Raw genomic sequence first — 21,832 nt, forward strand, 5'->3', positions numbered from 1 at the left:
ATGACGCCGGCCGAGGCCTACCGCCATCTCGTCCGGGGCACTGTTGCGGAGGTGCCGGTCCGCGCGATCGAGGGCAGGGCTGTCGCGAAGATGGTCGTCCCCTACCCGCCCGGTATCCCGGTGATCATGCCGGGGGAGCGGTGCACTGCAGCGGCCCGGCGGATCGCCGACTACCTCGCCTTCTCTGAGGATTTCGACAACCGGTATCCGGGCTTTGAGAACGAGATGCACGGGGTCGTCGTCCGGGAGGAGGACGGACGGCGCCGCTACTCGGTCTTCTGCATTGAGGAAGAAGACGTCAGTCGCTGACCGGGCAGGGCGCCGGGGGCTCTGCGCGGACGCTGCCCCGGGCGAGCGAAGCGAAGACGCCGACGATGCAGAGGAGGGTGAATGCAGCGAACGCCGCCTGCTGGCTCGCAAGGAAGAGGGGCGCGACCGCCGGCGTGATTGCGGTGCTGCCGATGAAGACCGCAAAGGTCACGGTCGCGACGCCGAGGCTGAACATCATCCCGGTCGTCCGCATCGTAGCGAGCATGCCGGAGGCGACGCCGTAGCACGACCGCTCTACCGAGCTCATGATCGCGTTGGTGTTCGGCGACGAAAAGAGCGCGAACCCGAACCCGAGCAGCACGAGGCTGCCGATGATATACGCGATATCGGTCGCCGCGTCGAGACGCGAGAGGAGAGCGAGCCCGACGACGGTCAGCGCCATCCCTGCCGAAGCGACGTAGCGGGGTTCGATCCGGTCCGAGAGCCTGCCCGCCGGGGTTGCGAAGATCGTCTGGACGACCGGCTGGGTGATCAGGATGAGCCCGGCGGTTCCCGGGTCGAGCCCCCGGACCACCTGCAGGTAGAGGGAGAGGAGGAACCCGACGGCAAAGGTCGCGGCGTAGTTGATCAGCGCGGCGAGGTTCGAGAAGGCGAAGGCGCGGTTCGCCGAAAAGAGGGCAATGTCGAGCACCGGGCTCGCCGTCCGCCGCTCGTGGAGGAGAAAGCCTGCGAAGACCCCTGCCCCGGCGAGGACGGCGACTATTCCCACGGTGCCGGGAAGGCGCGAAAACCCGTACATCACCAGAAGCAGCATGAGACTGTAGAAGACGGAGCCGGCGAGGTCGAACCGCTCGCCCCGGGCGTCGGCCCACTCGGCCTTCAGGTCGCGGAAGACCAGGGCGACGATGAGGATGCCGAGCGGGATGTTGGTGAGGAAGATGCTCCGCCAGGTGAAGAGCTCGGTGAGATAGCCGCCGATGAACGGGCCGATAGAGAGGCCGAGGTAGACGGCGGTGACGTTGATCCCGAGCGCTCTTCCACGTTCGCCGGGCGGAAAGACGGAGGTGATCATGGCGACGCCGGTGCCGTAGATCATGGCGCTGCCGATACCCTCGATGAACCGGAAGAGGATCAGCTCCGTCCCCGACGCGGCGAGGGCGGAGAGGAGCGCCGAGACCGTAAAGACGGCGATGCCCAGAGTGAAGATCTTCTTCCTCCCGTAGATATCGGCGAGGCGGCCGAAGGGCACCAGGAACATTGCCGTTGCGAGGAGATAGGAGGAGGCGACCCAGCTCAAGGAGACGGCATCCATGGAGAACTCCGCCGCAATGGTGGGAAGGGCGATGTTCACGGCGGAGCCCATGAACGGGGTGAGGAACGCCGCGAGGGTGGCGATGAAGAGGACGGTTTCTTTGCGGACGGCGTTACTCGGGGGCATGGGGGCAATCCTTACGGTTTCTCTACGAGTATCAGGCAGCGACGGGAAAAAGGGTTCCGGTGTGCACGGCCGCTCCCAAACCGGATCGGAGAGAGGAGACGGCCCCTGTCATCCTGCGCCGGTGCACCGGAGGCCCGCAGGCAGAAATACATAAACGGCTGCCCGCCAACAATAAACGTATCGGAAAAGAGGGGACGCACAATGGCGCAAAAGGTGAAAAAGACTGGCAAAGACACCGGGGAGAGCAGAATCGAAGTACTGAAGGACGTATTCATCTCCCCGAGGATCATCGAGACCCGGCTAGGAACGGTCGAGATCGATATCACGGAGGGTGACGGCCCCGTCCTGCTGGGAAGCCACGGCGGCCTCGGCGGCATCGACCAGTGCCGCGCAGCAATCGATTTTGCCGGAAAGGATTTCAGGCTGCTGTCGCTCTCCCGCCCGGGATACCTGAATACCCCCCTTGAGAGCGGGAAGACGCTTGACGAACAGGCAGACCTTTTCGCCGCCGTCCTCGACGAACTCGGCATCGATAGAGTCGCGGTCTTCTCGATCTCCGCAGGCGGGCCGTTTGCGTACACCTTCGCCATACGCCACCCGGACCGTATCTGGGCGCTTATCACGGCCGATTCGGTGAGCGGATATTACGACCTCCCTGAGACCGCCGGGCCGCTGACGCAGATGATCTTCCTCTCCGATACCGGGCAGAGACTCCTGCAGAAGATGACGAAGGCAAGGCCCGATGCATTCATCAAGGAGATCTTCAGGAGCGAGGCGTATTACACGAAAGAGCAGATGAAAAAGCACCTCGACTTCGTGATGAACGATCCGTACGCCTACGGGTTTGCCACGGCCTTTATGAACACGATGTACCCCTACAAACCCCGAAAGGCGGGAACCGAGAACGATGTGGCGATCACCCGCACGCTCTCTCACCTGCCGGTGGAAGAGATCACGTGCCCGACGCTCGTGATCCACGGCACGCACGATGCGGATGTGAAGCTCTACGACGGCGTCTATGCATACGAGCATATCGAGAATGCGGAACGTATCTGGATCGAGGAAGGCTCCCATCTCTGCTTCTGGATAAACCCGAAGTCAAAAGAGGCGCAGCTGTATGCCCTCGAGTTTTTGAAGAGGCATATGCCGAAGTGATCGCCGGGTACAATCCTATTTTTCCCGGAGTGCCGGGATCCCGATACGGGATGCGCCATTTCCCCGGCAGAGCATGAAAAAAGCAAATGCCAACCATCCCGGCTGCAATGCTTTTTTATGCCGCAGGATACCACCGGCGATGCCTATGGTGCCGGCTATAAACAATGGCTGCAGGAAGAGATCGCCCGGCAGGACGAACTGGCCGCGATGAACCGGACTGCAGAGACCGCGAAGGGCACCATGGAATACGCCCTCCTCGGGGACGGGCCGGTCGTTCTGGGACTTCACGGGATGCCCGGCGGGTACGATCAGGCGCTCTTCGGATATGACTGGATTGCCGGTGCCGGCTTTTCGCTGCTCGCCCCGAGCCGCCCGGGCTATCTCGGCACCCCGCTTTCGACCGGGAAGACCTATCCTGAAATGGCAGACGCGTTTGCTGCTCTCCTTGATACGCTGGATATCGATACGGTTGCTGTCGTGACCATGTCAGGCGGGGGGCCGCCCGGATACGAGTTCGCCATCCGGCACCCGGAACGGATATCCGCACTGGTCGCCATCGACTCTATCGTCTCCAGATGCCGGATGCCGGCCGATTTCAACGCGGTAAGCGAAGCCCTGTATTTCAGTTCCCCCGGGCAGTCGCTGTTCAGTTTCTTCTCGAAGCACTTCCCGAAAAAGACGATGCATGAACTCATCAGATCAAACTCCCTGCTTACGGCCGAAGAGATCGATGAGCAGGTCGAAGCGGCGTTGCAGGACCCCGCCCAGATGGGCATGCTCCTCCGGATCATACGCTTGATGTCCGATTATGGGAGGCGGAAGGAGGGTGTGGAGAACGATATAGAACAGTTCACCCACCTCTCCGATATGCCGATCGAAACGATCCGGTGCCCGTCGCTGATCGTCCACGGGACGCACGACAACCTCCTCTTCTGCCAGGCCGTCCACGCACGCGACACGATCCCGGATGCAGAGAGTATCTGGGTGCCTGAAGGCTCGCACTTCTGTGCGTGGATCTCGCCGCATGCGCACGACGTGCAGGAACGGATCGTCGGATTTCTGCAAGCGCATTGCAGAGAATAGCAGCCGGCTGGAAAACCTGCCACGCCTCCTTCATTTTGGGTGGGGAAGGGTACCTTTATACTCCCGATATCGGTTTCATCGGATTAATACCGGAAGAAAACCAGTAATATACGGGGATAGCAGAGAGCATGAGCAAGACAATCATTACCGTCGTCGGCAAGGATACAGTGGGCATTATCGCGAGGGTCTGCACGTATCTTGCCGGCAACCAGGTCAACGTCGAGGATATTTCGCAGACGATCGTGCAGGGGTACTTCAATATGATGATGATCGTCGATACCAGCGGATCTGCAAAGCCGTATGTCGAGATGGTGACCGAGCTCGAAAGCCTCGGCGATGCGATCGGCGTTAAGATCCGGTGCCAGCGCGAGGATATTTTTACAAAAATGCACCGGATCTGAGGGGCTTTATGATTAACATCCTTGAGGTCAATGAGACGAACAAGATGATCGAGCAGGAGAAGCTCGACGTGAGAACCATCACGCTCGGCATCAGCCTTCTCGACTGCTGCGACGCCGATCTCGATGCCCTCACCCGGAATATCTACGAGAAGATCACCGGGCTCGCGAAGAACCTCGTCTCGACCGGAAGAGAGATCGAGCGCGAGTATGGGATTCCGATCGTCAACACGAGAATATCCGTAACCCCCATCGCACTTGTCGGCGGGCAGGCCTGCAGAACGCCTGAAGATTTCGCAGAGGTCGCAAAGACGCTGGATAAGGCCGCACGGGATGCGGGGGTCAACTTCCTCGGCGGATACTCGGCCATCGTCTCGAAGGGGATGACTCCGACCGACGAGGCTCTCATCCGCTCGATCCCGGCGGCGCTCTCCGCAACCGAGCGGGTCTGCAGCTCGGTGAATATCGGCTCGACGAAGACCGGGATCAATATGGACGCCGTGAAACTGATGGGAGAGATCGTCAGGGAGACGGCCGAGGCGACGAAGGAGAATAATTCCCTTGGCTGCGCGAAACTGGTCGTCCTCTGCAACGCCCCGGACGACAACCCGTTCATGGCCGGGGCGTTTCACGGCGTCTCCGAGGCGGATGCGGTCATCAACGTGGGCGTCAGCGGCCCGGGGGTCGTCAAGCACGCCCTCGAGAGTGTCCGGGGAGAGAACTTCGAGGTCCTCTGTGAGGCGGTCAAGAAGACGGCCTTCAAGGTCACCCGTGCAGGGCAGCTCGTCGCCCAGGAGGCGTCGGAGAGGCTCGGGATTCCGTTCGGTATCGTCGATCTCTCGCTTGCCCCGACGCCCTCCGTCGGGGACAGCGTCGCCGCGATCCTCGAGGAGATGGGGCTCGAGTCGGTCGGTGCGCCGGGGACGACGGCCGCGCTTGCTCTCCTGAACGACCAGGTGAAGAAGGGCGGGGTTATGGCGAGCTCGTTTGTCGGCGGGCTTTCGGGTGCGTTCATCCCGGTCAGCGAGGACCAGGGGATGATCGATGCAGTGAACCGCGGCGCCCTGACGCTCGAGAAGCTCGAGGCGATGACCTGCGTCTGCTCGGTCGGCCTCGACATGATCGCGATCCCCGGCGACACCCCCGCGTCGACGATATCCGGCATCATCGCGGACGAGGCGGCCATCGGGATGATCAACCAGAAGACGACCGCCGTCCGGCTGATCCCGGTGATCGGAAAGGACGTCGGCGACACGGTCGAGTTCGGCGGCCTCCTGGGCCGTGCACCGGTCCAGCAGGTGAACCGGTTCGGCTGCGCGGACTTCATCAACCGCGGCGGGCGGATTCCCGCGCCGATTCACAGCTTTAAGAACTGATTGGCGGGAGATCCGGTCCCTTTTTTCCTGAACGCGGCGGCATCCGGGCAGATGCACAGCAGGAATATCGGATGTGGAACACGGCAGCCGTCAAGCAACGTTTAAGTACTAGCAATCCGCGGCCTATATGTCAAAATTTCGACCCTCACAGAAGCCCTCGCTTGATCGATCCCGGGGAGAGCCATACTCCGCATCCTCCCGGAAATTACTCTGCAGCATATCGCCGATGTGAGTCTCCGATCCTGGCGTTTTTTGAGAATCGGGGCGGTATACGCCGGTTAATGCCGATCGTCCCGACCCGCCCTTCGATGAAGGCACAAAATTTGAAAAAGAACGCCGATCTGCCCGTTGTTCGGGGCGGGAAGAGGGTGGGTTTCCCATCACTCGCACCGGCACGGACTGACAGGCTTATTACGGCCGCCCGCGAGAGTATCTCTATGGTCACACCTGAAGATTCGGCTACGTTCTTCGCCGCCGATGCCTTTGCGCGGCACAACGGAATGAAGTGCGTTGAAGTCGGACCCGGCCGGGCGGTGGTGAAGATGGAGGTCCGCGATTACCACTTGAACAGCCACGGCACGGTTCACGGCGGGGCGCTCTTCACCCTCGCGGATACGGCCTTCGCCCTTGCCTCAAACTCCCACGGAATTCCGGCGGCGGCGATCAACGCCGAGATCTCCTACCTCACGGCAGCACGGACGGGCCCCCTCTACGCCGAGGCGGAGGAGTACGCCGTAAACCCGAAACTGGCCTCCTACACCGTCAGGATAACGAACGACGCCGCGGAGAAGATCGCCATCTTCCAGGGGATGGTCTACCGCAAGACGCCCCGGCGCGACTGAACCGGTCGAGCAGCAACGGTGACCCCATGACCAGTGAGATATTCGACAGAATGACCCCGGAGGAGATGAAAGAGTACCTCGCATTCCTCCTCTGGCACTACCGGGTGGTGGACGCGTTCTGGTTCATCTCCATCGCCGAGGAGTTCGGCCAGCCGACCGCGGAAGCGGTCAACGAACGTGTCTGGGGCCGGGTTGCCCCGATGGCTGCGAAAGACCTCGTCGAGAGGTTTGCTATCAGGGAGAAAGGGCTGAAAGGGTTCGTGAAGGCGCTGAAACTCTTCCCCTGGGCGATCATCGTCGACTACGATATCGAAGAGAAGGACGACGAGGTCATCATCACCGTCCCCTCGTGCCCGAGCCAGGAAGCACGGCTGCGGCGCGGCCTCGGCGAGTACGTCTGCCGCGAGATGCACCGGGCGGAGTTCACGAATTTCGCGCGGCAGATCGACGAGCGGATCTCTGTCGAGTGCCTCTTCGCTCCCCCGGACCCGCATCCTGAAGATACCTTCTGCAAGTGGCGGTTTTATCTGAAGGAGGCCGGCTCCGGGAGTTGAGGAGAGAAAGCGGCATGGCGACATTTCTTCTCGTCCACGGGGCGATGCACGGCGGCTGGTGCTGGAGGGGGGTTCTGCCTCTCCTCGAAGCTGCGGGGCACCGGGCCGTTGCCCCTACCCTGACCGGAATGGGCGAGCGCTCCCACCTCCTCACCCGCGAGACCGGCCTTTCCACCCACGTCCTCGACCTCCTGGGCGTCATCTTCTGCGAAGACCTCTCGGGCGTCGTCGCCGTCGGCCACTCGTATTCCGGGCTGGTCATCTCGCAGCTTGCCGACCGGGCATATGACCGGATCTCCGGGCTCATCTTCCTCGACGCCTTCATCGGCCGCGACGGAGCGGCGATGTGGGACTTCCAGCCCGACAAGACCCGCGCCGCATACACGAAGGCGGCGGAGGAGGGTGGCGACGGCTGGCGCCTCCCCCCCACCGACGCATTCGTTGCGGCGCTCGGCATCGCCGACCCCGACGACCGCGCCTGGGTGCAGTCCCACCTCACCGACTTCCCGTTCCGGTGCCAGCACGACGCCCTCTCCCTGACCTCCGGCGGATACGAGAAGATCCCGAAAGGGTATATCCACTGCACGCAGTCGCCCCTTGCCCCAAAGTTCGGGCAGTTCTGCGATGAGGCAACGGCAGCGGGCTGGCCGTGCCGGGCGATCCCCGCCTCCCACGACGCGATGGTCACCCATCCCGCCCTCCTCGCCAGGGCGCTCGGTGAGATTGCTGGCGAGCTATAGGGCAGAGAGCCGCCCCCTGCGAAAAAAGAAACGATTTTTGCCGCTCTATGCTTCCCGGAGCATCCGGTTGATCCCGGCGGCGGCCTTCTTCGCCGAGCCCATCGCCTCGATCACCGTCGCGGCCCCGGTGGCGATGTCGCCGCCGGCAAAGACGTGGGGGATGGACGTTCTGCCGTCCTCGTCGACGACGACGTTGCCCTTCCGGCCGCGCTCAAGCCCTGGAATCAGGGAGACGAGAAGCGGATTCGGGCTCGTGCCGATGGCCTGGATCACCATGTCGACGTCGAGGGTAAACTCGCTCCCCGTCTCAGGCTCCGGCGACGGCCGGCCGCTGGCATCGAGGCTGCACATCGACATCTTCACGCACTCAAGCCCGGTGACGGCAGCGTCGCCGATGATCCCGACCGGATTTGTGCAGGTGAGGAACTCGATCCCCTCTTCCTTCGCGTGGTGGACTTCCGCCAGCCGTGCGGGCATATCCTCCTCGCGGCGGCGGTAGATCAGGAAGACCTTCGCCCCGAGCCTCCGGGCGACCCGGGCAGCGTCCATCGCGACGTTGCCGCCTCCGATAACCGCCACGCGTGCGGCGTGCTTCACGGGAGTGTCGAATGCCGGGAACTTCTCGGCGTGCATCAGGTTGACCCGGGTCAGGAACTCGTTCGCCGAGTAGACGCCGGGGAGGTTTTCGCCCGGGATCCCCATGAACGAGGGGAGGCCCGCCCCGGTCGCCAGGAAGACCGCGTCGTAGGCAAGAAGTTCCTCGGCGGGGAGGCTTCTGCCAACCAGGTAGTTCTTTTTGATCTCGGCGCCCATCCGGACGACCTGCTCGATCTCGGCCTTCACGACGTCTTTCGGCATCCGGAACGACGGGATGCCGTAGGTGAGAACGCCGCCGGCCTCGTGGAGCGACTCGTAGACGGTGACCGCGTGGCCGGCCCGGGCGAGGTCCGCGGCGGCGGTGATGCCGGCAGGCCCGGACCCGACGACCGCGACCCTTCTGCCGGTCGGTGCGGCGACCTCCGGGAGGGTGGCGCCGCTTTCCCGCTCCCAATCGGCGACGAACCGTTCGAGGGCGCCGATCCGGATCGGCGTCTCCTTCTTGCCGAGGATACAGACGCCCTCGCACTGGGTCTCCTGCGGACAGACCCGGCCGCAGATGGCGGGGAGCATGTTCTGCTCCTTGACGAGCCGGGCGGCCTCCGCGAAGTTTCCTTCCGCGACCTCGGCGATGAACGCCGGGATGTCGATGCAGACCGGGCAGCCGCCGACACAGAGCGGCTTTTTGCACTGCAGGCAGCGTGCCGCCTCGGCGATTGCCTCCTCGGCGGTGAGCCCCTGGTCGACCTCGGCGAAGTCGTGGACGCGGGTCGCGGCAGGGCGGTCACTCATGGCAGTGCCCCCCTTCGCCGCACCGGCAGACGTGCTCGGCAAACTTCTCGGCCGCCAGTTTCTCCTGGTCGGTGTAGATCCGCTGCCGCTGCATCAGCTCGGCAAAGTCCACTTGGTGTGCATCGAACTCGGGGCCGTCGACGCAGGCGAACTTCGTCTCCCCGCCGACGGTCACCCGGCACGACCCGCACATCCCGGTGCCGTCGACCATGATCGGGTTCAAACTGACGAAGGTCTTCACGCCGTAGGGCAGGGTCGCGGCGGAGGTGACCTTCATCATGATCGCCGGGCCGATGATCCAGACCGCATCGATCGTCCGGTGGTCGAGCTCGCGCTTGAGGACGTCGGCGGCGTAGCCGTGGAACCCCTTGCTGCCGTCGTCCGTGGTTATGAAGAGCTCGTCGCAGACCTCCCGCATCTCGTCTTCGAGGATGAGGAGGTCGGCGTTCCGGGAGCCGATGATCCCGATGACGTGATTGCCCGCCGCTTTCAGTTCGCGGGCGATGATCGGGGTGCAGGCGATCCCGGCACCGCCGCCGACGAGACAGCAGGTGCCGTACTCCCGGATCTCGCTCGGCTTGCCGAGCGGCCCGACGACGTCGGCAAGGGTGTCGCCGGCCTGAAGCGTCGCCAGGTGCTCTGTCGTCTTCCCGACCGCCATGAAGACGACCCGCACGGCGTCGCCGTCCACGGCGGAGATCGTGAGCGGAACCCGCTCGCCCTTTTCATCAATACGCAGGATCAGGAACTGTCCCGCGCGTGCGTTGCGCGCCACCTGTGGGGCGTCTATCCAGAATTCGAATATTTTGTCGGCGATCTCCGTCGCCGTATTGATCGTATACAACCGCGTCACTCCTTATTCACTCATGAAACGTGTGGTATCTATTGTGCGTCCTGCCTCTTTACTGCATTGATCACCCTGCCGACACGGCCGGCGAGGGGAACCTGATACTGGGGGATTATTATCCCGCGCCGCCAATACTGGTAGCGTGAAGAGCCAGGTGAAGTGGGGGGCGGGCATGATCATCCTCGGCGTGATCATATCCCCGATCGCCTTCCCGTTTCTTCTGTTCTACGCTGTCCCCCTCGTCTGCATCGGAGCGGCGCTGATCGTCTTCCGGTCGCGGGAGGATCGAATCGAACAGGCAGAGGAGTAGATACGATGCTTCTTACAACGACAGAGAACGTACCCGGGTACACGACGACGGTCATCGGCGTCGTCTATGGCAACACCGTCCGCGCAAAGCACATCGGAAAGGACATCATGTCCGGCCTCAAGGGCCTCGTCGGCGGGGAACTCCAGGCGTACACGGAGATGCTCACCGAGTCCCGCCTGGAGGCGATGAACCGCATGCAGAACGCCGCGACGAAGATGGGAGCGGATGCGATCGTCAACGTCCGGTTCGCGACGTCCGAGACGATGCCGGGTGCGGCAGAGATGCTCGCCTACGGAACCGCGGTGAAGCTGACACCCATCCAGTAACTCTTTTTCAGGGCGGAACGACCCCTCACCCAAGACAGTATATCCATCGTTTGGATGATGTGAGCATCGTGGTGCTGCTGCCGACGCGTACGAAGCCTGGCTGGAGTGCCCCGGTTGACCAGAATCTTTATGATTAGGTAAAACCTAACTAACCAGGAATCACCTATGACGGCGAAGCGAGAGCATCTGCTGGAGGTACTTGATCGCCTGATCGCCGTCAAAAACGAATGTTCCTGCGAGATCTTCTCCGAATGCGGGCTCGCGGATATGACGGTGAAGCAGATCGCCTATCTGAAAGTCATCGACGAGCACGGGGACGTCACCTTCAGCAGGCTTGCCGAGATTACCAGGACCTCAAAGCCCACCGTCACGGAGATGATCAACCGGTTCGTCCGGATGGAGTGCGCGTACAGGCAGCGATCCCCCGACGACGGACGAGTCGCATACATCCGCCTGACCGAGAAAGGGCGGATGATCGCACAGGCGGAGAGAAACGCGCTCGACCGGGTCATCGAACGGATGGTACGTTCGCTGGACGAAAGCGAGGTCGATCTCCTTGTTGAGATCCTGAAGAAGGTCGGATAATTTTTTTGGCCGCCCTGAAAGTTAGGTAAATTCGAACGAAATAATTGAGGACACCATGCAGTCACCACACACTGACACTATCACGGAAACGATCGTCGTGCCGCTCTTCGAGACCGTTATCTACCCGAAGAGCCGGGCCAAGTTCCGGGTCGACGACACCGTCGGGGAGCGCCTGCTCGCCGAGATGCGCACTGCCGGATCCGCGGATGCGATCGGGCTGACCGTGCAGAGCGACATAGACCCGTCGGAGATCTCCGTCGACACACTGTATCGATGCGGAAACCTGCTCAAGATTGCGCGGGTGCAGCCCACGGACGACGGTTACCTGGTCTTTGCCGAGGCCGAGACCCGGGTCAGGGCAGCGACGCTCACCGAGAAGGAAGGGCTCATCTACGCCGTCTGCGAGCCGGTCCCCGACGTCGGGGATCTCGACGCAGAGACCCACACCGCGATTCTTGCGGACGTCAAAGAGGTCGTCCGCGAGATCAGCGGCAACTTCCAGGGCTCCGAGCAGTTCACCCGGCCGATCGAGAAGATGGGCTCCGTCGACCAGATCATGGGGTTCGTGATGCCGTTCATGCCGATAGGCGTTGCAGAGAAGCAGGGGCTCCTCGAGATCGCCTCCGTCCGGAACCGCTACGTCGCGTTCCTCGAGATCCTGACGGCGCTGAAGGAGGGCCTCGAAGTCAGGGTCGAGGTGGCGCGGAAGGTCTCGGACAAGGTCAGCAAGGCGAACCGGGAGGCGATGCTGCGCGAGCAGCTGAAGGTGATCCAGGAGGAACTCAACGGCGCCGACGGCTCGGACGGCGAGGAGGGCTACCGGGAGCGGATCGAGCGCTCGACGATGCCGGACGAGGTGCGGAAGAAGGCACTCTCGGAGCTCAAAAAACTCGAGACCGGCGGCAGCCAGCACCACGAGAGCCAGGGGATCCGGAACTACCTCGACCTCCTGCTCGACCTGCCCTGGACGGTCGGGGAGACGAAGAGCATCGATATTGAGGAGGCCCGGCGGGTGCTGGAGAGCAACCACAACGGCCTTGAGAAGGTGAAGGAGCGGATCGTCCAGCACCTGGCGGTGATGAAGCTCAAAGAGGAGAAGCAGGGTTCGATCCTCCTCTTCGCAGGCCCGCCCGGCACCGGCAAGACGAGCCTCGGGAAGAGCATCGCAGATGCTCTCGGCCGCGAGTACGTCAGGATCAGCCTCGGCGGCGTCCGGGACGAGGCGGAGATCCGGGGGCACCGGCGGACCTACGTCGGGGCGCTGCCCGGCAGGATCGTCCAGGGCATGAAGCGGGCCGGGGCCAAAAACCCGGTCTTCATCCTCGACGAGATCGACAAGCTCGCCGTCTCCTACTCGGGAGACCCGGCGAGCGCCCTCCTCGAGGTCCTCGACCCGGAGCAGAACAACACCTTTACCGACCACTACCTGGAGGTGCCCTACGATCTCTCGGACGTGCTCTTCATCGCGACGGCAAACTCCCTCGCGACGATCCCAGCCCCGCTCCTCGACCGGCTGGAGCTGATCGAGATCTCGGGCTACACCCAGAACGAGAAGTTCGCGATCGCGCAGGACCACCTGATCCCAAAAGTCCTGAAGGAGCACGGCCTCGACGCGGAGAAACTCGCGGTCGAGGACGAGGCGCTGATGACGATCGTCGAGCGCTACACCCGCGAGGCGGGCGTCAGGGCGCTCACGAAGCAGATTGCCCGGATCGCACGCTTCGTCTCGGCAAAAGTCGTCTCCGGGAAGGTTGATCTGCCCTACGTGGTGACGGCGGAGATGCTGCCTGAGATCCTCGGACGCGAGACGAACCGTCAGGAGGTCGCCCGGAGGGAGAACGTTCCCGGCGTCGTCACGGGGCTTGCCTGGACGCCGGTCGGCGGAGACATCCTCTTCATCGAGGGGACGTTCATGCCCGGGCGTGGGAAGCTCACCCTGACCGGCCAGCTCGGCGACGTGATGAAGGAGTCTGCGCAGATATCGCTCAGCCTCATCCGGTCTCGCCTCGCACAGACCGCAGAGCCGTTCGACTTCATCGCAAGCGACATCCACATCCACGTGCCGGCGGGGGCGACGCCGAAGGACGGGCCGTCTGCGGGCGTGACCCTCTTTACGGCGCTGGCGTCCCTCATCACCGGCAAGGCGGTCGACCCGAAGCTCGCGATGACCGGCGAGGTGACGCTCTCCGGCGCCGTGCTGCCGGTCGGCGGGATCAAGGAAAAGATCCTCGCCGCCCACCGGGCCGGCATCCGGAAGGTCATCCTGCCGAAGGAGAACGAGCGCGATCTTACGGACGTGCCTGAGGACGTCCGGTGCGACCTTACCTTCGTGCCGGTCGAGACGGTTGAGGAGGTCTTAAAAGAGGCGCTCGGCATCGATCTCCCCGGGACCGTCGTGACCTACGCAAAGAACCGGTGCGTGCCTGCACACGATCTGTGAGCGGCACGATTGCCCCCTTCTTTTGAGAGGACGGTGCAGGATCGGGTGTGGTTCATACTCTTTCCTCTCACGTTCACCGACATTGTTCCCCCGCTGCCTGCCGGGCTCGCCGTCCCGGGAAAAACCCTTACGGAAGTTTCCGCTCCTCGAGGTGCTCCCGGATCGCACGGATATCCCGCCCGGCGGCCGCGACCTGATCCTTCAGAGCGGCCAGCCCGGCGACGAGCTGCTCTGTCCGGCCTTCACGTCACCGGAGCCTGTCAAGAACGACGAAGGCCAGTGCGATGAGCACGATGGCGATGATCATGAGCATCCACTGAAAGGTGATCAGGCCGTACACGAAGATGGCAACAGCCAGGATAACGAGCAGAATGCGATTATTTCGAGGGTTCCATGCCATACTATGTCTCTCCTGAGAGAAGCGTCGTTCGCCCGCGGATGTCCGCTTCGGGGCTATCCGAACCGATACTCCACGGAGAAGATCTCGCCGTCCTGTTATAAACGATTTCTGTGGGAATCGTCTCCGCGTCGAACCGTTCCGATCCGTTTTTCTCCCGAACGAGCCGCAACCGGAGGAAGCAGTCCGCGTCCGGATGCTCCGCCGCTTGTTCTCTGCACGTCGTGCGCTTGATCGCGTATAACGAAACGGCAGACAGCAGAATCTGTCCGGGAACCGCATACCGAACGATCCTGCTCGCAGGATAGTCCACGGACCAAAGGTAGCAGCAGATGTCGAAAGCAAGGAGGAAAACGGTGAGGACCAGACCGGTCTACCGGATCCGCATCAGAGATCGTCTCACGGCCATACTTTCTCGAGCGTGATCGTGGCATTTTCTCCGGGCGGCACATAGGTCCCAATATCGCGGATCTCGATAGGAATACACGACGATCCCGGCGCTCTGCCACCATCCGGAAGAACTCCGCGGAAGTATACCACCGTACCGTCGACCCGACACTCATCGTTCAGGCTGAAGGGAGCATAGCATGTGCCGTTCTCCGCCCGGATGACGTACGTCCCGTCGTCGGTGCGTACAACCGTTCCGACGCCCTCGACGGTATGTTCCGTATCGGTACAGCCGCCCGCGAGCAGCCCTGCCGCGAGCACGAGCGCGACTGCAAGGAGGGGGGCGGTTCTCCGCAGCATATTTTTCTTTTTCTTCATCATCATGTTCACCTTTGTACACCTGATTCATTTCTTCAGTACATCGCAGGAATCACCGATGGTCTATTGGCCATGCAGTACCAGCACCGGCGGAGAGGTGTGGACCCTCATCCTGACGGGAATATTCTCAATCCCCATGCTCTGCGCCCGCTCGTCGAGCATCGCATAGAGTTCGTCCACGGTGTCGGGGTTCCGGGGCAGCGGGCATATCAGGAGCCTGACGTCGAGGTACATCTCGCTGTCGTACCCGAGGCCGATGATCGGCCCTTCGGGATAGAAATAGAGGTCTCGCATCGGACCAGTGTTGGCAGCGATGAAGGCATCGAGGTCGGAGTAGCCCGGACCGCGTCCTCCCTGAGAGTAGGGGAGCTGCGAGAGAGGGAGCCCGCCGAGGGTGATGATGACGGGCTCCGTCTTCTGTATCTCCGCGGCAAAGATGTCGGCCTCCGTTCCGGTGAAGAGCGGCCGGGGCGGCGGAGCGGAGTTTGCGACGGGGAATATCGTATCCCGGTGAAAAGAGTCGTTGGCGAGGTACCACCCGATCGACGGGCAGAGCACCAGGGCGATGGCCAGGATCAGAACAAGCCGCCTATCCATAGTACCGCACCCCGATACCGGCGGATATCGCCTCAGGCAATGACAGAAGACCGTACGATGCCAGGATCGTGCGCACCGTCGCCGCCCGTGCAAACGGGTCGGGGCCGGCGATGCCGCCGAACCCCGCATTTGCCAGACGACGAGCGGCCTCAGATGAAGGTGACGTGTTCAGGATACCGAGCTCGAAGAGCGGTGAGGAGACGAACTTCACCGGAAGGTCATCGATACCGATCTCTTCTCCCCGGCTCTCAAGCAGCCCGTAGATCTCGTCCATCGTCGCGGCGTCGGGTGTCCGGTTGTCGATGAAGGCGATACGCACGTAGCCGTCGGCACCGTGCCCGAAACTGTGAACCGGCCCTTCCGGGTAGAAATAGGGCTCGATATCGCACCGGGCGGCGGCTACGACTTCGGCGAGGCGGTCGTCCCAGGCGCGCCACTGCACCCGATCTTCAAAGGGAGGCGCTGTGCCGTACCTCCGGAGGACGAGATCGTGTGCGTTCATGTACGCGATACCGGCCAGGATATCGGCTTTTGAGATCTCCTCGATGGGGGGTCTTTCGATCCCGGGCGTATCCGAACCGGTCGGAGCTGCGGAAGCCGCACCGGCGAAGGCCAGAACGAGCAGGAGCAGCACTGCCGGGCGATACCCTGACCCCCGAAGGCTCACGCCGACCCCTCTTCGACAGGTGTCCGGGCGACGTTTACGGAATGTTGTCGGTACCGGAGGGCGAGCACGAGGAGCAGGACACCGAGCATGGGAAGCCCGGCGTAGACGTAGACCGTGCCGGCGAACTCGGAGAGCGACGGCGAGTGTACCCTGACGGTCTCCGGGAGAGGCTGTGCGAAGAGGAGCCCGTATGCCCAGAGAAGGCCGAGGAAACTGATGGACCCGGCCTCGATGGCCCCGAACCATTCGAGCGATCTCTGCCGGAGCGGAAACGCCGCGAGCAGGAGGAGCACGGCGGGAGCGAGGAGGATCGTCGCAACCAGGCTGACGTCGGAAGATTGGTGCAGCGGCCCGAAGACGGCGAGCAGCAGCAGCAAGGCTGCGAGGGGCGCCGCCGTCCACCACCTGCCGTCGTCCTGCTGCATGGCCCGGGCAAAGAGCACCGTTCCTGCAAGGGAGACGATGCAGAAGAGGATCAGCACCGGTACATAGTCGCCGATCCTGTATACGAACTGGCCTCCGTGGGCAAGCCGGACGTATTCGCTGATCACGGGCAGGGCGATGAATTACGCCGTGATGAGGGCAAGTGCGAACGAGGTTCTGTTTCGGGTCATTTTTTTATGAACCCCTCTTTCATAGGCCTGCCATCGGTTCCTTCATTATTCGCTCCTGCAAACCGCTTCCCGTGCATTACGGTTCACCCTTCCTGCGATACTTTCGAACGACGTAGTACCCCACCGAGAGCACGACTAAAGCCCAAAACGCGTACCACAGAAGAACGGGTTTATAGGCCACGCTGAACGCGGACTTTGGCCCGGAATACGTCACCGTATCTCCTGTTGCGGGCCAGTCGAGCTCCGCTACCCTGCCGGTCTCTGCGACAGGTCTTTCTGAATTATCTTTGTAATCCGGCCCCTGCGATCCGTTCACTTCGGCAGCGTTCACCGGCGACACCAGAATACCGCACAGCAGGAACATCAGCAGAAGCATACGTGATACTCGCCTCAATCCGTTTGCCTTCACGTTCTCCCCTCTCTTGTCAGGGTTCACGGAAGCACGGCGGAGCGGCTTTGCGCTTCATGACCCCTCCGGACATGCAGAGCGTGGCATCCGGGTGTGAACGCCGGATGAGCAGACGCACCCTATGAAATGTCCGAACCGATACTCCACGCAGGAGATCTCGCCGTTCTGCTATAAACGATTTCTGTGGGAATCGTCTCCGCGTCGAGCCGTTTCGATCCCATTTGCTTCCAGGACACATCGGAGCGTGCACCCGATCGGTTCCGCATTGCTTCAAACCGCCGCTCTCCCCCCCGGCGAAGAGTGAAACCCGAAGCGCTGCCTCCGAAGGGCTCACTCCTTTATGCACCGCCGCGGACTATGCTACTGCAGACTGCCCCGATACCCGACGACGGAGAAAGCCATGGAACCATTCGAAAGAATACGGAAAGAAGTGCATGAGATCACCGGATTTCTGCACGCGGAGGAGATCCGGGAAGGTTACTCCGACGAGCGAAAGTACGTCCTCGGCCTGCAGGGCGGGGAAAGACTCCTTCTGCGGATCACCAAGCCGGCCGATGAAGCGATCGTCCGGAGAAAACAGGCCGAGTTCGACGTCATCCGGGACCTCGGGCACTATTCGGACAAAATCCCGGAGGCAGAGTACTTCGGCGTTTCGAAAGAGAATCGCCTCTGTTTCATGATCTTGCGCTTCATCGAGGGCACGGCTGCGGAAAAATGTCTGCCGGACCTTCCCGGCGACGTCCAGTATGCGATCGGCGTCGCCGCCGGAGAAGAACTGAAGAAGATGCATGCCATGAAGGCGCCTGCATGGTATCCGGGGTGGTACGAGACGAAAACGCAGAAACACGCGTACTATCTCCGGTCGCTTGCGGAATGCGGCGCGAAACCGGAAGGCGTTGACCTGGATGCAATCCAAACGTACGTCGAATCGGGCATGGATCTCATGAAAAACGTCGAAGCAGCGTTTCAACACGACGATTATCATCCCGGCAACATCATTGTCCGTGACGGATCGCTTAGCGGCGTGATCGATTTCAACCGCTACGACTGGGGCGACCCGATCCACGACTTTTACAAGACAGCGTTCTTTTCGCGGAACGTCAGTATCCCGTTCTCTGTCGGGCAGATCGACGGGTATACCGGGGGAAATGTCCCGAACGATTTCTGGAAGAAATATTCGTTATACGTCGCGATGGGCGTCGTTGCGGACACCGTCTGGTCGCACCGCTACGCGATCCGCACCGGGGCCGCGGGCGAGGTCGAACGATCGCAGAAGACAGTCCAAACGATCTGGCGTGACCACGACGGTTTCGACTCGGATGTGCCTCTCTGGTATCACGAATTCAGAGAAAGCCGGGATGAGTAGTTCAGGTTCGCACATCCACCGCCGGGAGCGACGAGCTCCCATACGCCGTGCAGGTCAGCGGCAAAGTCCCGCCGTCCCGCCACTTCTCCCCCGCTCAGAGCCGGAACAGGGTGCACCGCGGGAACCGGCCACTCAGCCGCTGTGGAAAAACCACAAAAACACGAATTTTTCCGATATCTCCATGTATTGTCACTTATTTTTCCGATACTCCGTTTTCAATCGCGGATTCGTTTCGATCGGCTTAAATCTGATCTTCGTGCATATCTCGTCTATACGACACCTTTTGTGATTGCTATGGATAGCATGCAGAACCGGGGAAAAATCCCCACAAACATTCTCTTCCGGTCAATGATCATTCTGATCTTCGTCGGACTGCTGGCCGTGCCGGCGGCGGCGGAAGAGGCGGCGCCCACCGCGGTCAGAGTGAATGCAACGTATGACGAAACGACGCCCGACTACGGCGTCCTGAACTTCTCCAGTATTCAGAAAGCAGTCGACACCGTTGCCGCCGGCGGCATCGTCGCCGTCGACGCAGGGACGTACACAGAGAACCTGACGGTACATCAGACCGTTTTCCTCGGAACCGACAGAGGCGCCGTCATCGACGCAATGGGCCGGGGTATCGGCATTCTCATTGAGGCGGACGGCGTCTTCATCGCCAGTTTCACCGTGACCAACGCCACCACCTATGGGATCGCCGGTGACCGGGTCAACAACCTGACGATCCGGAATACCACCGTCACGGTCGTCTCCGACGAGACTACACCCGAGATTCCTGCCGGGATCTACCTGAAAGAAGGTACAGGCCATCTCGTCGCCGACAACAACGTCACAGTAACGTCCGATCTGCCCAAAGCGGCAGGCATCATCGCCTCGTATGTGGAAAGCTCCGAAGTCTCGAATAACACGGTCAGCGTCGACGCCGCGAGGAACGCGGATGCGCCTTCGGATATTACGGCACTGCACGATCCCGCGGCCGCCCCGTGGGACCAGGCCGCCGGGCATGAGACCGTGCCCGCTCTTTCGACGGATGCCGTATACTGCGAGCCCTACGGCATTGTCGCGACGGGGACCGGCCTGATAGTCGATGGGAACTCGATCGGGGTCGCTGCGACGTGCCTTGGCGGGTCCGACGAGCAGATCTTCTGCCAGGCATTCCCTCGCGGAATCCAGTCTGACGGCGAATCCATTGAGATAACGGAGAACATCATTGAAATCACGAGCAACGCCACCGACGACGCCCTCGGCGAGGGAATTATGGCGATGGGTGAGCTGTCGCTCATCGAAGGCAACTGCATCATTCTGGAGGCCACCGGACTTGCTGCGAATCCGTGGGGTATCGGGCTGTACAGTGTCCCGAAAGGCCGGGTCATTGGAAACGAGATCATCATCCTCGTCCGCGCCAACACTGTCGGTCAGGTCCACGCCACTACCTGCGGCATCGGTGTGCACTATTCCGAAAAAGCGCAGGTGCTGGAGAACATCGTCGACTATACCGCATACATCGGCGGCGGGGATGCCGGCAGCCTTGAGGCCGGTATCGAGGGCATCTTCGTCGATACCTGCTATCAGTCGGAGGTCGCCGGAAACGAGGTCTGCGTCGACATAACCCTGCTGGCCGGGATGAACCCGCTCATCCTCGGTTCGGAAGACTCCAGACTCGCCTCGACCGCTGCAGCGGTGCATGCCGATCTCACCGGCCAGAGCGTCGAAGGCTGGACGGGAGCAATCGCTCTCCACGTCGATGGAAGCAACGAAGCGTGGGTTACTGATAACGAGATTGAGACCAAAGCTCAATTCCTCTCGCTGAACGTCGCCAGAAACGTGAGCGAGGTCAACGGCGGGGTCATGGCGGCCGGCCTGCTGATCCGGAATGCCGCGGACGCCGTCGCGTCCGGCAACACGATCGAGGCCGAATTCAGGACAGGAGGCGGGAGTGTCGCCATCGGTGGCAACAGCAGCGTCGCCTGCACGAACCTCGTCAGCCAGGTCTTCGGTGTGCTGCTCAGCGACGCAGAGGATGCGGAGGTCTCCGATAACGCCATTGCAATCGAGAGCACGCAAGCCTCCCTGGCCGTCTCTCAGGCAGTCAGTGCGGAGAGCGGCGGCCTGATGGGGGTTCTCGACGACGAGACGGCCGAGGACGAGACGGAGATGAACGCTTTTGCGGCGTCGCTCGATGAGGAGGGCACATACGCAGAGGAACTCTGGGATAGCCTGAACGAGACCGCGCTCGCCCGTACGCGCACGACCGCACTCTCGGCCGGCATCTACGCCGGCACGGATGCCGATACCGGGATCTTCGACAATATCGTTGACGTGGGGATCGCATCGAGCGTCACGGACATCGCGGTCCATGAAGTCGTCGCTGAAGATGCCCTGACGGATGTCCGCGATACCGCAGCAGGGTTCGGGATCATCGGCCCCTCCGGCAGCGAAGCATGGATCAGCGGGAACAACGTGACCGTGGCTGCAGCCAGCAGTATCGGCGCCGGATCCGCAGAGGGAGAGATCACGCCGGCCGTGGCGGCCGACGTGCGGAGCCAGTCGCAGATGCGCACCACCGCACACGGTATCATCGGACTCGCGCCCGGGAACGAGATCAGCGATAACGTCGTAACCGTCGCCGCTCTGGGTGAGGGCGAAACCGTTGCCGCCCGTAAGGGGGGGCAGGACGGGATGGACATTGCCCGCTCCCGGTTGACCACCCGTGCGGTCGGGATCACGATCCGCGATGTAGACCAGGACTCGGTGAACGAAGTCTCCGGCAACACCGTGGAGATTCTCTCCCTTCTCGCGCCGACCGCAGTCGCGGAGGGTACTGCCGGGAGAGTCGGGGCACTCATCGAGGGCAGGGCCGCCGGCGTCGGTATCCGCGCTCCCCGGGCGGAGATCTCCGGTAACACCGTTGACGTTCTCTCCCGTGTGGAGAACGCCACTGCAGTAGCGGAGGAGCTATCTGCCCTGGAAGTGAGAAGCGAGACCTATGCACTGGCAATCGCCCGGGGCATCGTCACCAGGAAGGCCACCGTTACGGATAACGCCGTTGCCGCGGAGGGCATCGCCAGCGGGACGGTCGTCGCCGTGACCGAGGAACTCCTCGAGAACGCCCGCGGCGACATCTTTGTCGGCGGCATCGGCCTCGGCATCCATGACCGCGCCCTCTCCACGATGACGCAGAACAACGTCTCCGGAAGCGCTCTGGCCTCCGGCTTCGGCTACATCGAGGGCTACCGCCCTGAAGGGCTCGGCATTGGGTTCTCT

General features: G+C 62.1%; 23 protein-coding genes. 14 read left to right on the forward strand and 9 right to left on the reverse strand.

Annotation, left to right across the window (positions count from 1 at the left end; translation table 11 throughout):
- The coding region (locus tag FGU65_RS15505; protein WP_496401172.1) for an Orn/Lys/Arg family decarboxylase at nt 1-309 on the forward strand (309 nt) is incomplete at its 5' end.
- Here FGU65_RS15505 and FGU65_RS15510 read toward each other — a convergent pair.
- A complete protein-coding gene (locus FGU65_RS15510) occupies nt 299-1,708 on the reverse strand; it encodes an MFS transporter (RefSeq protein WP_301665410.1) in 1,410 nt (469 codons plus the stop codon). The genes FGU65_RS15505 and FGU65_RS15510 overlap by 11 nt on opposite strands.
- A 201-nt stretch (nt 1,709-1,909) precedes the next feature.
- Between FGU65_RS15510 and FGU65_RS15515 the strand changes: the two genes are divergently transcribed.
- The 7 genes from FGU65_RS15515 to FGU65_RS15545 all read left to right on the forward strand — a co-directional run bounded on the left by FGU65_RS15515 (nt 1,910) and on the right by FGU65_RS15545 (nt 7,856).
- Nucleotides 1,910-2,863 carry an alpha/beta fold hydrolase gene (locus FGU65_RS15515; RefSeq protein ID WP_301665411.1) on the forward strand — a complete coding sequence of 318 codons (954 nt, stop codon included), beginning with the start codon at nt 1,910-1,912 and terminating at the stop codon, nt 2,861-2,863.
- 117 nt (nt 2,864-2,980) lie between these two features.
- Nucleotides 2,981-3,946, forward strand: a complete 966-nt coding sequence (locus tag FGU65_RS15520) for an alpha/beta fold hydrolase (protein ID WP_301665412.1) — start codon at nt 2,981-2,983, stop codon at nt 3,944-3,946.
- A 128-nt stretch (nt 3,947-4,074) separates the two neighbouring features.
- The gene (locus tag FGU65_RS15525) at nt 4,075-4,347 is read left to right on the forward strand and encodes an ACT domain-containing protein (RefSeq protein ID WP_301665413.1); all 273 of its coding nucleotides are present in this window, start codon (nt 4,075-4,077) and stop codon (nt 4,345-4,347) included.
- Between the two features lie 8 nt (nt 4,348-4,355).
- Nucleotides 4,356-5,720 carry a PFL family protein gene (locus FGU65_RS15530; RefSeq protein WP_301665414.1) on the forward strand — a complete coding sequence of 455 codons (1,365 nt, stop codon included), beginning with the start codon at nt 4,356-4,358 and terminating at the stop codon, nt 5,718-5,720.
- Between the two features lie 437 nt (nt 5,721-6,157).
- Complete coding sequence (locus tag FGU65_RS15535; protein ID WP_301665415.1) at nt 6,158-6,562, forward strand: PaaI family thioesterase; 405 nt, start codon at nt 6,158-6,160, stop codon at nt 6,560-6,562.
- A gap of 26 nt (nt 6,563-6,588) precedes the next feature.
- The gene (locus FGU65_RS15540) at nt 6,589-7,116 is read left to right on the forward strand and encodes a DUF6125 family protein (protein ID WP_301665416.1); all 528 of its coding nucleotides are present in this window, start codon (nt 6,589-6,591) and stop codon (nt 7,114-7,116) included.
- 14 nt (nt 7,117-7,130) lie between these two features.
- The gene (locus tag FGU65_RS15545) at nt 7,131-7,856 is read left to right on the forward strand and encodes an alpha/beta fold hydrolase (RefSeq protein ID WP_301665417.1); all 726 of its coding nucleotides are present in this window, start codon (nt 7,131-7,133) and stop codon (nt 7,854-7,856) included.
- Nucleotides 7,857-7,901: 45 nt separating this feature from the next.
- Here the strand turns inward: FGU65_RS15545 and gltA are convergent, their stop codons facing one another.
- Nucleotides 7,902-9,245, reverse strand: coding sequence for an NADPH-dependent glutamate synthase (gltA, locus tag FGU65_RS15550; RefSeq protein ID WP_301665418.1), 1,344 nt, complete (start codon nt 9,243-9,245; stop codon nt 7,902-7,904).
- A complete protein-coding gene (locus FGU65_RS15555) occupies nt 9,238-10,098 on the reverse strand; it encodes a sulfide/dihydroorotate dehydrogenase-like FAD/NAD-binding protein (protein WP_301665419.1) in 861 nt (286 codons plus the stop codon). Before FGU65_RS15555 ends, gltA begins: the two co-directional genes overlap by 8 nt.
- Nucleotides 10,099-10,234: 136 nt before the next feature.
- On the opposite strand from FGU65_RS15555, the gene FGU65_RS15560 reads away from it, so the two are divergent.
- The 4 genes from FGU65_RS15560 to lon all read left to right on the forward strand — a co-directional run bounded on the left by FGU65_RS15560 (nt 10,235) and on the right by lon (nt 13,753).
- Nucleotides 10,235-10,402 carry a hypothetical protein gene (locus FGU65_RS15560; protein ID WP_301665420.1) on the forward strand — a complete coding sequence of 56 codons (168 nt, stop codon included), beginning with the start codon at nt 10,235-10,237 and terminating at the stop codon, nt 10,400-10,402.
- Between the two features lie 5 nt (nt 10,403-10,407).
- Complete coding sequence (locus tag FGU65_RS15565; RefSeq protein ID WP_301665421.1) at nt 10,408-10,728, forward strand: YbjQ family protein; 321 nt, start codon at nt 10,408-10,410, stop codon at nt 10,726-10,728.
- 165 nt (nt 10,729-10,893) lie between these two features.
- Nucleotides 10,894-11,313, forward strand: coding sequence for a MarR family winged helix-turn-helix transcriptional regulator (locus FGU65_RS15570; RefSeq protein ID WP_301665422.1), 420 nt, complete (start codon nt 10,894-10,896; stop codon nt 11,311-11,313).
- 55 nt (nt 11,314-11,368) lie between these two features.
- Complete coding sequence (lon, locus tag FGU65_RS15575; protein WP_301665423.1) at nt 11,369-13,753, forward strand: endopeptidase La; 2,385 nt, start codon at nt 11,369-11,371, stop codon at nt 13,751-13,753.
- A gap of 247 nt (nt 13,754-14,000) precedes the next feature.
- Here lon and FGU65_RS15580 read toward each other — a convergent pair whose 3' ends face one another.
- The 6 genes from FGU65_RS15580 to FGU65_RS15605 form a co-directional block, all read right to left on the reverse strand.
- Nucleotides 14,001-14,153, reverse strand: coding sequence for a hypothetical protein (locus FGU65_RS15580; RefSeq protein WP_301665424.1), 153 nt, complete (start codon nt 14,151-14,153; stop codon nt 14,001-14,003).
- A gap of 396 nt (nt 14,154-14,549) precedes the next feature.
- Nucleotides 14,550-14,915 (reverse strand): hypothetical protein, encoded by a 366-nt coding sequence (locus FGU65_RS15585; protein ID WP_301665425.1) that lies wholly within the window; start codon nt 14,913-14,915, stop codon nt 14,550-14,552.
- Between the two features lie 63 nt (nt 14,916-14,978).
- Nucleotides 14,979-15,512, reverse strand: a complete 534-nt coding sequence (locus tag FGU65_RS15590; RefSeq protein ID WP_301665426.1) for a hypothetical protein — start codon at nt 15,510-15,512, stop codon at nt 14,979-14,981.
- Nucleotides 15,505-16,179, reverse strand: a complete 675-nt coding sequence (locus tag FGU65_RS15595; RefSeq protein ID WP_301665427.1) for a hypothetical protein — start codon at nt 16,177-16,179, stop codon at nt 15,505-15,507. The genes FGU65_RS15590 and FGU65_RS15595 overlap by 8 nt, the downstream gene beginning before the upstream one ends.
- Nucleotides 16,176-16,730, reverse strand: coding sequence for a hypothetical protein (locus FGU65_RS15600; protein ID WP_301665428.1), 555 nt, complete (start codon nt 16,728-16,730; stop codon nt 16,176-16,178). The genes FGU65_RS15595 and FGU65_RS15600 overlap by 4 nt, the downstream gene beginning before the upstream one ends.
- 139 nt (nt 16,731-16,869) lie before the next feature.
- Nucleotides 16,870-17,169 carry a hypothetical protein gene (locus tag FGU65_RS15605; protein ID WP_301665429.1) on the reverse strand — a complete coding sequence of 100 codons (300 nt, stop codon included), beginning with the start codon at nt 17,167-17,169 and terminating at the stop codon, nt 16,870-16,872.
- A 433-nt stretch (nt 17,170-17,602) separates the two neighbouring features.
- Between FGU65_RS15605 and FGU65_RS15610 the strand changes: the two genes are divergently transcribed.
- On the forward strand, nt 17,603-18,568 hold the full coding sequence (locus FGU65_RS15610; protein WP_301665430.1) for a phosphotransferase family protein: 966 nt from the start codon (nt 17,603-17,605) through the stop codon (nt 18,566-18,568).
- A 348-nt stretch (nt 18,569-18,916) separates the two neighbouring features.
- The coding region (locus FGU65_RS15615) for a right-handed parallel beta-helix repeat-containing protein (protein WP_301665431.1) at nt 18,917-21,832 on the forward strand (2,916 nt) is incomplete at its 3' end.

It is taken from the genome of Methanoculleus frigidifontis (genome assembly GCF_030464345.1).
GTDB lineage: Archaea > Halobacteriota > Methanomicrobia > Methanomicrobiales > Methanoculleaceae > Methanoculleus_A > Methanoculleus_A frigidifontis.